Here is a 13,176-nt window from a genome sequence, read left to right as displayed (position 1 = left end):
CCCTTTGGGGCTCCTCAGGATGATGAGTCTTTATTCGATAACCTTCGTCATGCTGAGAAGGGGCGATAGCCGCGTCTCGAAGCACGCAGGTCTAAGCAGTTGAGTGTCGATCGCGACAACGCCAACACCAGCACTCAACGTGAAGACAGCCATATCGCTGGGTGAAACCATCGATAGCGCCCTCGCGGTGCTCGAAAGCTCGACGCGATAGGTCGCTCGTCATGCCCGTGTAGATCGTCCCACGGGTTTGGCTGGCCATGATGTAGACGGCGATAATTCCGTCGCGTATGGCCATGCCGATGTCTGCGCCATGGATGCCCCGATCAAGTCGGGGCATCGCGGAAGAAGAGCAGACGAGAAAGGCGCCCGTCTCCGGACGCCTCCCTGCAATCCTACTTCTTCATGAACCCGCCGAACTTGGCGGCGAAGCGCGAGACGCGGCCGCCGCGGTCCAGCATGGTGTGGGCGCCGCCGGTCCACGCCGGATGGGTGCGCGGATCGATGTCCAGCGACAGGTTCGCGCCTTCCTTGCCGTAGGTGGAGCGCGTGCGGTAGGTGGACCCATCGGTCATGGTGACCTGGATGAAGTGATAGTCGGGATGGATATCTTGTTTCATTTCGGCCGACCGACATAAGGCGTGAAAACAGCGAAGCCCGCCGGAGTCGGCGGGCCGCAAGAAGGGCGTGCATATATCAGGCGCGGCCCTAAACACAAGAGGCGGGGCGCAATCCCCGCAGGCGTGGGTATCAGCGAACATGAGTGAAACAGTCGCCAGCACGGGCGTCAAGCCGAGCGCCGGGCCGCCCTCCGGCGCACCGCGAGGCCGATCCAACCCCGGCGCGGCGCTCGTCGCCCAGATCAACGAAGGCAAGAGCCGACGCGACAAGAACAAGGATGTGCGTCCGCTTCGCGGGCTCGCGCCCTTCGTCGGCGCCCACAAGGCGATCGCTGCGATCGCCTTCGTGTTCCTGCTGATCTCCACCAGCGCGACGCTCGGCCTGACCGGCGCCTTGCGCCTGGTCAGCGATCACGGGTTCGGCAAGGATTCGACCGGGCTGCTCGACCGCTATTTCTTTTTGATGCTGGCGGTGGCCGCGGCGCTGGCCCTGGCGACCGCCGGGCGGGCCTACTTCGTCAACCGACTCGGCGAGCGGGTGGTGGCCGATATCCGCGCCAAGCTCTACGCTCACGTGCTGACCTTGGATCAGGCCTATTTCCTGAAGACCCGCACCGGCGAGGTGCTGTCGCGCCTGACCACCGACACCGCCATCGTGGAGAGCCTGGTCGGGGTGCAGAGTTCGGTGGCCCTGCGCAACGTGCTGCTGGTGAGCGGCGCCCTGATCATCATGGTGTTCACCAGCGTCAAGCTGACCCTCTGCGTGCTGCTGGTCGCGCCGCTGGTGCTGATCCCGCTGGCCCTGTTCGGGCGGCGGGTGCGCCGCCTGTCCGCCCATGCGCAGGATCGCCTGGCGGATGCGGTGGGCTATGCGGGCGAGAGCCTGGACCAGCTCGACACCGTCCAGGCCTTCGGGCGCGAGGCGACGGCGGCGGCGCGGTTCCGCACGGCGGTGGAGACCGCCTTCAACGCCTCCCAGGCGCGCGGCAAGGCGCGGGCGGTGCTGACCTTCTGCGTCATGGTCTTCGTCTTCTGGGGCGTGGTGGGGGTGCTGTGGCTCGCCGCCCAGGCGGTGCGGGCCCACCAGATGACGCCGGGCGCCCTGCTCCAGTTCATCGTCCTGTCCGTGTTGGCCGCCAGCGCGATGAGCGCGCTCGGCGAGGTCTGGGGCGAGATTCAGAAGACCGCCGGGGCCATGGAACGGATCAACGAGTTGCTCGCCGCCCGGCCCCAGGTCTGCGCCCCCGCCCACCCCACGCCGCTGCCGCAGCCGGCGCGCGGCGAGATCGCGTTCGAGGACGTGGTGTTCCACTATCCCGGCCGCGAGGACCTGCCGGCGCTGAACGGCTTCAGCCTGCGGGTGCATCCAGGCGAGACGGTGGCCCTGGTCGGCCCCTCGGGCGCGGGCAAGAGCACGGTGCTGCGCCTGCTGCTGCGCTTCTACGATCCCCAGGGCGGCGTGGTTCGCGTCGATGGGGTGGACCTGAAGGACGCCGATCCCGCCGAGGCGCGCACCCGCATGGCCCTGGTGGCCCAGGACGCCGCCCTGTTCTCCGACTCGGCGCTGGAGAACATCCGCTTCGGCCGCCCCGACGCCAGCGAGGCGGAGGTGCGCCTCGCCGCCCGCGCCGCCGAGGCCGAGCGCTTCGTCGACGCCCTGCCGCAGGGGTTCGCCGAGGCGCTGGGCGAGCGGGGCCGCACCCTGTCCGGCGGCCAGCGCCAACGGCTGGCCATCGCCCGGGCCCTGGTCCGCAACGCCCCGATCCTGCTGCTGGACGAGGCCACCAGCGCCTTGGACGCCGAGAACGAGCGGCTGGTGCAGCAGGCGCTGTATGACGCCATGAGCGGGCGCACGACCCTGGTGATCGCCCATCGCCTGGCCACGGTGCTGCGCGCCGACCGGATCGTGGTGGTGGAGGACGGGCGGGTGGTGGAAGAAGGCCGGCACGCCGACCTCCTGGCCCGTGGCGGTCTCTACGCCCGCCTGGCCAAGCTGCAGTTCGAGACTGCGGCCTGAGGACGCGCGGGCCGTAGCCCGAGAAAGCGCCATTTGGGAAACCGCCAGCGGAAACTTTAACCTTAGCGGCAGGCGACGGCCCTCGCGCTCTTGCGCGGGGCGTCTGCGGACCTGACCTTAAGGACTGACCCTTCGCCCCAGCGAGAGAGACGTGCAGGAAGACTTCGAGGATTGGGAGATCACCCCCGACGCCCAGCCCAAGGCGGCGGACTACGGTTACGACCTCGACGCCGCCCTCTCCGGGGTGGTGGGGCTCGAGGCGCAGATCCCCGCCGACGCCTATACGGCCGATATCCTCGGTCAGGCGCGCGGCGGCAACGGCGTGCTGATCGACGACAGCGGGCTGGTGCTGACCATCGGCTATTTGGTCACCGAGGCGCAGCAGGTCCACCTGCACACCCGCCATGGCCAGGTCGTTGAAGGCCATGTGCTGGGCATCGACAACGCCTCGGGCCTAGGCCTGGTGCAGGCGCTGGACCCGCTGGATATTCCCGCGCTGAAGCTCGGCGATTCCCGCCACGCTACGCCACGCGAAGAGGTGGTGGTCGGTGGCGCGGGCGGGCGCAAGCGCTCGGTCGCCGCCAATATCGTCGCCCGCCAGGAGTTCGCCGGCTACTGGGAATACCTGATCGAGGAGGCGATCTTCACCGCGCCCGCGCACCCCAACTGGGGCGGTACGGCGCTGATCGGGCCGGCCGGCGACCTGCTGGGGATCGGCTCGCTCCAACTCCAGCACCAGGGGCCGGGCGGACGGGTGGCGCCGCTGAACATGATGGTGCCGGTGGAGCTGCTGGCGCCCGTCTATGAGCAGCTGAAGACCGGCAAGCGGACCCAGGCCCGCCCCTGGCTCGGCCTGTTCGCCCAGGAGCACGAGGACACGGTGGTGATCGTGGGCTTGGCCGGCGAAGGCCCAGCCAGCCGCGCCGGGCTGCGCGAGGGCGACGTGGTGCGCAAGGCGGCCGGGATGGAGCTGACCAACCTGGCCGACTTCTATCGCAGCGTCTGGGCGCTCGGTGCGCCGGGGGTGCAGGCGCCGCTGACCGTGGAGCGCGAGGGCGACGTGTTCGACGTCGTCGTGACCACGGCCGACCGCCACGACTTTCTGAAGAAGCCGCGGCTGAACTAGGCAAGCGGCCTGCAAACCTACACGCCGCACCCCGCTCCGGTTGACCTCGTAGCCCAGTTCGACCACGTTGCGCTCGCTCTCGCGGGAGAGACCGGGGACCATCCCGGCGCCGAAGGCGTAACCGCCCCGGAAACGCTCAGGCAAAAGGACCGCAGGGCTTCTAAGACGCTGGAAAGCAGTCCGTAAGGGCTCGCCGAAGGAGCAAGGTCGCGCCCGATCCGGGCGAGGCTGAAATCTCTCAGGCCCATGAGACAGCGGGGGCGACGACGGACGGCGGCAACGCCGTTCGGCGAATCGCACCTCCGACTCGAAGGGCCCACGGCTTGGACACCAACGCTCCCCTCCTGCGCACCGCGCTGCATGCCGCCCATGGCGCGGCCCAGGGCAAGATGGTCCCGTTCGGCGGCTACGACATGCCGGTGCAGTATCCGCTTGGCGTGCTGGGCGAGCACCGCTGGACCCGCGAGCACGCCGGCCTGTTCGATGTTTCCCATATGGGTCCGAGCTTCCTGGTGCTGGGTTCCAAGACCGGCGACGCCGAGGCCGACCATCGCGCGGTCGCGGCCCTGGTCGAGCCGCTGGTGTGCGGGGACATCGCCGGGCTGAAGCCGGGCCAGAACCGCTACACCCTGCTGCTGAACGCGGGCGGCGGGATCGACGACGACCTGATGATCGGCCGTCCAGCCGAGCCCGAGCGCCAGGGCGATCTCTACATCGTGGTCAACGCCGGCACCAAGGACGCCGACTTCGCCCGCATTGCGGCGGCGGCCGGCGCTCACGCCCGGCTGGAACGCGCCGATACGGGCGGGCTGCTGGCGCTGCAGGGACCGGAGGCCGTCGCTGTGGCCGCTGCGATCTTCCCAGGCGTGGAGGACCTCGGCTTCATGACGCTGAAGGCTTTCGAGTTCGAAGGCGCGCCTGTGCTGATCTCCCGTTCCGGCTATACCGGCGAGGACGGGGTCGAGATCCTGACGCCCGAACATACGGCCGTGCGCCTCTGGGACCGGCTGTTGTCCGACGAGCGGGTCAAGCCCATCGGTCTCGGCGCGCGCGATTCGTTGCGGCTGGAAGCCGGCCTGCCGCTCTACGGCCACGACCTGGACAGCAGCGTCAGCCCGGTGGAGGCCGACCTCGGTTTCGCCATCTCCAAGAAGCGGCGCGAGCGGGGCGACATCCCCGGCGGCGCGCGGATCGCTGCCGAGCTGGGCCGGGCCTTGTCGCGCGTGCGCGTCGGCCTGCGGGTGTTGAACGGCGCCCCGGCCCGCGAAGGCGCCGAAATCGCCGACGACCAGGGCCGGGTGATCGGCCGGGTCACCAGCGGCGGCTTCGCTCCCACGCTATCGGCGCCTATCGCCATGGGCTTCGTCCCTCCTGCCTTCCGCGCGCCGGGCATGGCGTTGCAGGTGCTGGTCCGCGGCAAGGCCCAGCCCGCCGAGGTGGTCTCAATGCCCTTCGTTCCCCATCGCTACGTGCGCAAGGCCAAGGCGTGATGGCGAGCACGTTAGCTCCCTTCCCCCTCGAAGGGGGAAGGGCGGGGATGGGGGTGAGTGCAGGCGCTCACCTGGTTAAGCGCGAGTGGCAGCGCCGTCTTCGATCTTTCCTCATCACCTGCGCGCACACCCCCACCCCTGCCCCTCTCCCCTCGAGGGGCAGGGAAGACCATTCATTTTCCCCGCTCCAAGGAGCCTGAGCCCATGCGTTACCTGCCCCTGAGCGATCAGGACCGATCCGACATGCTGGCGGTGATCGGCGCGCCCTCGGTGGACGCGCTGTTCGAAGCCGTTCCGAGCGACGTCCACCTCGACCAGCCCGTCGACCTGCCGTTCCATCAAGGCGAGCTCCAGGTCGAGCGCGCGCTGGGCCGCCTGGCGGCCAAGAACGTCGCCGCCGGTTCGGTCCCCTTCTTCTGCGGCGCCGGCGCCTATCGCCACCATGTGCCGGCCTCGGTCGACCACCTGATCCAGCGGTCGGAGTTCCTGACCTCCTACACGCCCTACCAGCCCGAGATCGCCCAGGGCACGCTGCAGGCGGTCTACGAGTTCCAGACCCAGGTGGCGGCGCTGACCGGCATGGAGGTGGCCAACGCCTCGATGTACGACGGCTCCACCGCCGCCGCCGAGGCGGTGCTGATGGCGGCGCGCATCACCCGCCGCTCCAAGGCGATCCTGTCGCCGGGCCTGCATCCCCACTACGCCGAGACCATCTACACCCTGGCCCATAACGCCGGGGTCAAGACCGATCCCCTGCCGCTGGCGGTGGACAACGAGGCGGCGGTGCTCAGTCACCTGGACGCCGACACCGCCTGCGTGGTGGTCCAGACCCCCAACCTGTTCGGCACGGCCACCGACGTCAGCAAGATCGCCGAAGCGGTCCATGCGGCCGGCGCCCTGCTGATCGTGGTGACGACCGAGACGGTCTCCTTCGGCCTGCTGAAGTCGCCGGGCGCCATGGGGGCCGACATCGTCGCCGCCGAGGGCCAGTCGATCGGCAACGGGCTGAACTATGGCGGCCCCTATGTCGGGCTGTTCGCGACCCGCGATAAATACGTGCGCCAGATGCCCGGCCGGGTCTGCGGCGAGACCACCGACGTGGCGGGGGAGCGCGGTTTCGTGCTGACCCTGTCGACGCGCGAGCAGCACATCCGCCGCGACAAGGCGACCTCCAACATCTGCACCAATTCGGGCCTGTGCGCGCTCGCCTTCACCATCCACATGTCGCTGCTGGGCGAGGTCGGCCTGCGCCGGCTGGCCCTGCTGAACCACCAGCAGGCGCGCCGGTTGAAGGACGCGATGAGTGCGGTTCCTGGGGTCGAGGTGCTGACCAAGCGCTTCTTCAATGAGATCGCCGTGCGCTTGCCCATCGCCGCCGCACCGCTGGTGGACGCGCTGGCGGCCAAGGGCGTGATCGCCGGCGTGCCGGTCAGCCGCCTGGCGCCCAAGGCCGGCATGGACGACGTGTTGCTGCTCGCCGCCACCGAGACCACCACCGACGACGATATCGCCGCCCTTGCAGCGGCCCTGAAGGAGGCGCTGGCATGAGCGCGCAGACCGGACCCATCCGTCCCGCCGGCCGTGCGGACGCGATCCATCTCGAGACCGACAAGCCCGTGACCCTGACCGGCGCGCGCGGCCTGCTGCAGGACGAGAAGCTGATCTTCGAACTCGGCGGCTGGGACAAGACCGGCGTCGATCTTCCGGAACCCGAGCTGGACGCCAGCGACCTCGGCGATCTGGTGCGCGCCGAGCCCATCGGCCTGCCGGGCCTGTCCGAGCCTGAAGCCATGCGCCACTACGTGCGCCTGTCGCAGAAGAACCACGCCATCGACCTGGCGCTCTATCCGCTCGGCTCGTGCACCATGAAGCACAACCCGCGCCTGAACGAGCGCCTGGCCCGGCTGGCGGGCTTCGCCGACATCCATCCGCTGCAGCCGATCTCGACGGTGCAGGGCGCGCTGGAGCTGATGGACGAGCTGTCCTACTGGCTGACCACCCTGACCGGGATGCCGGCGGTGGCCTTGTCGCCCAAGGCCGGGGCGCACGGGGAGCTGTGCGGCCTGCTGGCGATCCGCGCCGCCCACGAGGCTCGCGGCGACGCGCGCCGCCGGGTGCTGGTGCCGACCTCGGCCCACGGCACCAACCCCGCCACCGCCGCCCAGGTCGGCTACCTCGTGGAGGAGATCGCCCAGACCCCGGAGGGCCATGTCGACCTCGCCGACCTAGCGCGCAAGCTCGGCCCCGACGTGGCGGCGGTGATGGTGACCAACCCCAACACCTGCGGCCTGTTCGAGACCGAGGTGGTGGAGATCGCGCGGCTGACCCACGAGGCCGGCGCCTACTTCTACTGCGACGGAGCCAACTTCAACGCCATCGTCGGGCGGGTGCGTCCGGGCGACCTGGGCGTGGACGCCATGCACATCAACCTGCACAAGACCTTCTCCACCCCGCACGGCGGCGGCGGTCCCGGCGCGGGTCCGGTGGTGCTGTCCGAGGCGCTGGCGCCGTTCGCGCCCTTGCCCTGGGTGGTTCATCGTGATGGCGCGCTCGACTTGCGCGAACATGAGGAGCGCTCGGGCGAGGACGGGCGTCCGCAGGCGTTCGGCCGCATGTGCGCCTTCCATGGCCAGATGGGCATGTTCGTGCGCGCCTACGCCTACATGCTGAGCCACGGCGCCGACGGCTTGCGCCAGGTCTCCGGCGACGCGGTGCTCAACGCCAACTACCTGAAGTCGCGGCTGCAGGACGTGATGAGCCCGGCGTTCCAGGGCTACTGCATGCACGAGGCCCTGTTCGACGACCGCTGGCTGGCCGACACGGGGGTCAGCACGCTCGACTTCGCCAAGGCGATGATCGACGAGGGCTTCCACCCGATGACCATGTACTTCCCGCTGGTGGTGCATGGCGCGATGCTGATCGAGCCGACGGAGACCGAGCCCAAGGGCGAACTCGACCGCTTCGTGGTGGCGGTGCGGGCGTTGGCGGAAGCTGCCAAGGCCGGCGACGTCGAGCGCTTCAAGGGCGCGCCGTTCCACGCCCCGCTGCGCCGGCTGGACGAGACGGCGGCGGCGAGGAAGCCGAAGCTGAGGTGGACGGCCTGAGGCTTTCACCCTTCCCCCTCGAAGGGGTAAGGGCAGGGATGGGGGTGAGTGCAGGCAGTTTGAGGATGGGCGCGCGAGGTTCCTGATCTTAGATGATCCCGGCGTCTCACATGTTTATCCGTATCCGCGGCGGCCACACCCTCACCCTGGCCCTCCCCCTTCGAGGGGGAGGGAATCGCGTTTGAGGGCTACGGCTCCGGTCGTAATCCGGGGGTGGGCCGTGCTAAGGAGCAGCCTCATCCCGCTTTCATCGTGCGCCTCTGCGCCCGGATAAGGTCAAGTCATGCCTATCGCCCTGCCCAAGCCCGTCGGCTCCGCGCTGGACCTGATCGGCCACACGCCGATGCTGGAGCTGCAAGGCTTCGACACCGGGCCGTGCAAGCTGTTCCTCAAGCTGGAGAACATGAACCCGGGCGGTTCGATCAAGGACCGCATCGCCCTGACTATGATCGAGGCGGCCGAGAAGGATGGGCGGTTGCAGCCCGGCGGGACCATCATCGAGGCCACCGCCGGCAACACCGGCCTGGGCCTAGCCCAGGTCGGCATCCTGAAGGGCTATCGCCTGATCCTGGTGGTGCCCGACAAGATGTCGCGCGAGAAGATCCAGCATCTGCGTGGTCTGGGCGTCGACGTGCGCCTGACCCGCTCCGATGTCGGCAAGGGCCACCCCGAATACTACCAGGACATCGCCGAGCGGATCGCCGCCGACACCCCCAACTCGGTCTACGTCAACCAGTTCGCCAACCCGGCCAACCCGCTGGCGCACGAGACCTCGACCGGCCCGGAAATCCTGGAGCAGACGGACGGCGACCTCGACGCCATGGTGGTCGGCGTCGGTTCGGGCGGCACCCTGACCGGGCTGGGCCGCTACTTCGCCAAGCACTCGCCGAAGACCAAGATGATCCTGGCCGATCCGGTCGGCTCGATCCTGGCCCCGCTGATCAACGAGGGAAAGACCGTCACCCCCGGCTCCTGGGTGGTCGAGGGCATCGGCGAGGACTTCATCCCCGACACCTGCGACCTGTCGTTCGTGGAGAAGGCCTACGCCATCTCCGACCGGGAGAGCATGGAGACGGCGCGCGAGCTGCTGCGCCGGGCGGGTGTGCTGGGCGGCTCGTCCTCGGGCACTCTGCTGGCGGCGGCGCTGCGGTATTGCCGTGAGCAGACCGAGCCCAAGCGGGTGGTCACGCTGGTCTGCGACACCGGCTCGAAATACCTGTCTAAGATGTTCAACGACTACTGGCTGGCCGAGCAGGGCCTCGCCGAGCGCGCCATGCACGGCGACCTGCGCGACCTGATCGCGCGTGCGGTGGGCGAGGGCGGGGCGGTGACGGTGGCCCCGGAAGACACGCTGATGACCGCCTACAACCGCATGCGCTCGGCCGACGTCTCCCAGTTGCCGGTGCTGAAGGACGGCCGGCTGGTCGGGCTGCTGGACGAGAGCGACGTACTGTTCGCGGCGCAGAGCGAGCGCGAGCGGGCCGAGCGGTTCGCCCGCCCGGTCTACTCCGCCATGGCCACCCGGCTGAACACGCTGCAGGTGCGCGAGCCGCTGGAGGCCCTGCTGCCGGTGTTCCAGCGCGACGAAGTAGCCCTGATCACCGACGGCCGCGAGTTCCTGGGCGTGATCACCCGCATCGACCTGATCAACCACCTGCGCCGATCGGCCTGAGGCGCGGGGCATATTTGCGAATAGTTATTAATATCAGATTTGTGTCGTCATCTTCTTGCCGGTGAACGGCCCAGCTTCCCGCTCTGCATAGACGTCGCGCCGCCCGGGCGCTAAGACACGCCCGCATGCGGGAAACCCGCAGCGCTCGGTGGGAACCTGTGTGTCCCGCCAAGGGGGCGCGCGACCCCGCCGAACCGGAGAGGATCAAATGTCGTCCAAGGATAGCCTGAACACCCGTCGCGACCTACAGGTCGGGGACAAGACCTACGCCATCTACAGCCTGAAGGCTGCCGAAGAGGCGGGACTGGAAGGTGTCTCGCGCCTGCCGGTGTCGATGAAGGTGCTGCTGGAGAACCTGCTGCGCAACGAAGGCCCCACCGTCAGCGAGGACGATCTCCACGCGGTGAAGGCCTGGCTCGACAACAAGGGCAAGACCGAGCACGAGATCGCCTTCCGCCCCGCGCGCGTGCTGATGCAGGACTTCACCGGCGTCCCTGCCGTTGTGGACCTCGCGGCTATGCGCGACGCGATGCAGAAGCTTGGCGCCGACGCCAACAAGATCAACCCGCTGAACCCGGTGGACCTGGTCATCGATCACTCGGTGATGGTGGACCACTTCGGCACGCCGCAGGCCTTCGGCGAGAACGTCGACATGGAATACGAGCGCAACGCCGAGCGTTACCGCTTCCTGCGCTGGGGCTCCAAGGCGTTCCAGGACTTCCGCGTCGTGCCCCCCGGCACCGGCATCTGCCACCAAGTGAACCTGGAATACCTGGCCCAGACCGTGTGGAGCGTATCCGAAACGGGCGAGGACGGCGACGTCGAGGTGGCCTATCCCGACACCCTGGTCGGCACCGACAGCCACACCACCATGGTCAACGGCCTGTCGGTCCTGGGCTGGGGCGTGGGCGGGATCGAGGCCGAGGCCGCCATGCTTGGCCAGCCGATCCCGATGCTGATCCCCGAGGTGATCGGCTTCAAGATGACCGGTAAACTGCCCGAGGGCGCGACCGCCACCGACCTGGTGCTGACCGTCACCCAGATGCTGCGCAAGAAGGGCGTGGTCGGCAAGTTCGTCGAGTATTTCGGCGAGGGCCTGCTGAGCCTGACCCTGGAAGACCAGGCCACCATCGCCAACATGGCCCCCGAATACGGCGCGACCTGCGGCTTCTTCCCCGTCACCCAGGCGACCCTGACCTACCTGACCGAGACCGGCCGTGCGCCGGAGCGCGTCGCCCTGGTCGAGGCCTACGCCAAGGAACAGGGCCTGTGGGTCGACGCCGAGACGCCCGAGCCGGTCTTCTCCGAGACCCTGGAACTCGACCTATCCACGGTCCAGCCCTCGCTGGCCGGCCCCAAGCGTCCCCAGGACCGGGTGCTGCTGGCCGACGCGGGCTCGGCCTTCGCCGAACAGCTGGCCAACGACTTCGGCAAGGCCGGCCATGAGACCCACCGCATCCCGGTCAAGGCGGAAGAGGGCCAGGAAGCCTTCGACGTCGGCCATGGCGACGTGGTGATCGCGGCCATCACCTCGTGCACCAACACCTCCAACCCCTCGGTGCTGATCGCCGCCGGCCTGGTGGCCCGCAAGGCGCACGCCAAGGGCCTGAAGGTGAAGCCCTGGGTGAAGACCTCGCTGGCCCCCGGCTCCCAGGTGGTCACCGACTACCTGACCAACGCCGGCCTACAGGCCGACCTGGACGCGCTGGGCTTCAACCTGGTCGGCTACGGCTGCACCACCTGCATCGGCAATTCCGGCCCGCTGCCCCAGGCGATCAGCGATGCGATCAACGCCGACGACCTGGTGGCCGTCAGCGTCCTGTCCGGCAACCGCAACTTCGAAGGCCGGGTGAACCCCGACGTGCGCGCCAACTACCTGGCCTCGCCCCCGCTGGTGGTGGCCTACGCGCTCGCCGGCTCCATGCTGCACGACATCACCCGCGAGCCGCTGGGCATCGGTTCGGACGGCGAGCCCGTGCACCTGCGCGATATCTGGCCGACCTCGGAGGAGATCGCCAAGATCCAGCGCGAAGTGGTCACCAACGCCCTGTTCGCGCGCCGCTACGCCGACGTGTTCAAGGGCGACGAGCACTGGCAGGCGATCCAGATCTCGGGCGGCGAGACCTACGCCTGGGAAGGCGACAGCACCTACGTGCAGAACCCGCCCTACTTCGAGGGCCTGTCGATGACGCCCAAGCCCGTCGTCGACATCCAGGAGGCCCGCGTCCTGGGCATCTTCGGCGACAGCATCACCACCGACCACATCTCGCCCGCCGGTTCGATCCGCAAGACATCGCCGGCCGGCCAGTACCTGATCGACCATGGCGTGGACGTGGCGGACTTCAACTCCTACGGCTCGCGCCGCGGGAACCACGAAGTGATGATGCGCGGCACCTTCGCCAACATCCGCATCCGCAACAAGATCACCCCGGAGATCGAAGGCGGCGTGACCAAGCACTTCCCCTCGGGCGAGGTGCTGTCGATCTACGACGCGGCCATGAAGTACCAGTCCGAGGGCCGTCCCCTGGTGGTGTTCGCAGGCAAGGAATACGGTACCGGCTCCTCGCGCGACTGGGCGGCCAAGGGCACCAAGCTGCTGGGCGTGCGCGCGGTGATCGCCGAGAGCTACGAGCGCATCCACCGCTCCAACCTGGTCGGCATGGGCGTGCTGCCCCTACAGTTCCAGGTCGACGGCTGGGCCCGCCTGGGCCTGACCGGCGAGGAGATCATAACCATCCGTGGACTGAACAACCTCGCGCCGCGCAAGACCCTGACCGTCGAACTGTTCCGTCCGTCCGACCACAAGGTGGCCCGTTTCCAAGTCACCTGCCGGATCGATACCGAGACCGAGCTGGACTACTTCAAGGCCGGCGGCGTGATGCCCTACGTCCTGCGCAACCTCGCCCGCGACGGGCAGGAGCCGGAAGGCGAAGCGCTGCAGGCGGCGGAATAAAAGACGGGAGTGCGTGCTTCGAGGTGCGGCTCACGCCGCTCCTCAGCATGACGAGACTTGGTGAAATTCACTGCGCTTGGTCATCCTGAGGAGCCCTGAAAGGGCGTCTCGAAGGACGCAGATACAGTGCATTGGTTCTGACGATATGGCGGCGCGCGCGGGAAACCGGGCGCGCCGTTTCTATTTGGCGAAGTCGA

9 protein-coding genes and 1 riboswitch are annotated in these 13,176 nt (G+C 68.6%); of the genes, 7 read left to right on the top strand and 2 right to left on the bottom strand.

Annotated features, from left to right (window positions below; all coding sequences use genetic code 11):
* Positions 1 to 91: 91 nt before the first annotated feature.
* Both GSQ87_RS22800 and rpmE read right to left on the bottom strand, forming a co-directional pair.
* Positions 92 to 259, bottom strand: a complete 168-nt coding sequence (locus GSQ87_RS22800; RefSeq protein WP_256375903.1) for a GIY-YIG nuclease family protein — start codon at positions 257 to 259, stop codon at positions 92 to 94.
* 133 nt (positions 260 to 392) lie between these two features.
* Positions 393 to 617 (bottom strand): 50S ribosomal protein L31, encoded by a 225-nt coding sequence (gene rpmE / locus GSQ87_RS13790; RefSeq protein ID WP_158915967.1) that lies wholly within the window; start codon positions 615 to 617, stop codon positions 393 to 395.
* A 139-nt stretch (positions 618 to 756) separates the two neighbouring features.
* Between rpmE and GSQ87_RS13785 the strand changes: the two genes are divergently transcribed.
* The 7 genes from GSQ87_RS13785 to acnA all read left to right on the top strand — a co-directional run bounded on the left by GSQ87_RS13785 (position 757) and on the right by acnA (position 12,979).
* Positions 757 to 2,634: an ABC transporter transmembrane domain-containing protein gene (locus GSQ87_RS13785; protein WP_158915966.1), complete on the top strand. Its 1,878-nt coding sequence runs from the start codon at positions 757 to 759 to the stop codon at positions 2,632 to 2,634.
* Between the two features lie 151 nt (positions 2,635 to 2,785).
* The gene (locus GSQ87_RS13780; RefSeq protein WP_158915965.1) at positions 2,786 to 3,760 is read left to right on the top strand and encodes a S1C family serine protease; all 975 of its coding nucleotides are present in this window, start codon (positions 2,786 to 2,788) and stop codon (positions 3,758 to 3,760) included.
* A gap of 72 nt (positions 3,761 to 3,832) precedes the next feature.
* A riboswitch (glycine riboswitch) is annotated at positions 3,833 to 3,922 on the top strand.
* 161 nt (positions 3,923 to 4,083) lie between these two features.
* Positions 4,084 to 5,250 (top strand): glycine cleavage system aminomethyltransferase GcvT, encoded by a 1,167-nt coding sequence (gene gcvT / locus GSQ87_RS13775; protein WP_158915964.1) that lies wholly within the window; start codon positions 4,084 to 4,086, stop codon positions 5,248 to 5,250.
* Positions 5,251 to 5,454: 204 nt separating this feature from the next.
* Positions 5,455 to 6,798 (top strand): aminomethyl-transferring glycine dehydrogenase subunit GcvPA, encoded by a 1,344-nt coding sequence (gene gcvPA / locus GSQ87_RS13770; RefSeq protein ID WP_158915963.1) that lies wholly within the window; start codon positions 5,455 to 5,457, stop codon positions 6,796 to 6,798.
* Positions 6,795 to 8,354 carry an aminomethyl-transferring glycine dehydrogenase subunit GcvPB gene (gene gcvPB, locus GSQ87_RS13765; RefSeq protein ID WP_158915962.1) on the top strand — a complete coding sequence of 520 codons (1,560 nt, stop codon included), beginning with the start codon at positions 6,795 to 6,797 and terminating at the stop codon, positions 8,352 to 8,354. The genes gcvPA and gcvPB overlap by 4 nt, the downstream gene beginning before the upstream one ends.
* A gap of 283 nt (positions 8,355 to 8,637) precedes the next feature.
* Positions 8,638 to 10,026 carry a cystathionine beta-synthase gene (locus tag GSQ87_RS13760; RefSeq protein ID WP_158915961.1) on the top strand — a complete coding sequence of 463 codons (1,389 nt, stop codon included), beginning with the start codon at positions 8,638 to 8,640 and terminating at the stop codon, positions 10,024 to 10,026.
* A gap of 208 nt (positions 10,027 to 10,234) precedes the next feature.
* A complete protein-coding gene (acnA, locus tag GSQ87_RS13755) occupies positions 10,235 to 12,979 on the top strand; it encodes an aconitate hydratase AcnA (RefSeq protein WP_158915960.1) in 2,745 nt (914 codons plus the stop codon).
* The last annotated feature ends 197 nt before the right edge of the window (positions 12,980 to 13,176 follow it).

The organism is Caulobacter sp. S45, assembly GCF_009765965.1.
Lineage (GTDB): Bacteria > Pseudomonadota > Alphaproteobacteria > Caulobacterales > Caulobacteraceae > CAHJWH01.
The sequence above is the reverse complement of the archived record's forward strand: the minus strand, read 5'-3'. Positions and strand labels throughout refer to the sequence as shown.

What these genes read in the sequence shown, in the direction of transcription:
- gcvPA (WP_158915963.1), top strand. Translation starts at nt 5,455, where the DNA reads ATGCGTTACCTGCCCCTGAGCGATCAGGACCGATCCGACATGCTGGCG.
- gcvPB (WP_158915962.1), top strand. Translation starts at nt 6,795, where the DNA reads ATGAGCGCGCAGACCGGACCCATCCGTCCCGCCGGCCGTGCGGACGCG.
- rpmE (WP_158915967.1), bottom strand. Translation starts at nt 617, where the DNA reads ATGAAACAAGATATCCATCCCGACTATCACTTCATCCAGGTCACCATG.
- GSQ87_RS13785 (WP_158915966.1), top strand. Translation starts at nt 757, where the DNA reads ATGAGTGAAACAGTCGCCAGCACGGGCGTCAAGCCGAGCGCCGGGCCG.
- GSQ87_RS22800 (WP_256375903.1), bottom strand. Translation starts at nt 259, where the DNA reads ATGGCCAGCCAAACCCGTGGGACGATCTACACGGGCATGACGAGCGAC.
- GSQ87_RS13760 (WP_158915961.1), top strand. Translation starts at nt 8,638, where the DNA reads ATGCCTATCGCCCTGCCCAAGCCCGTCGGCTCCGCGCTGGACCTGATC.
- acnA (WP_158915960.1), top strand. Translation starts at nt 10,235, where the DNA reads ATGTCGTCCAAGGATAGCCTGAACACCCGTCGCGACCTACAGGTCGGG.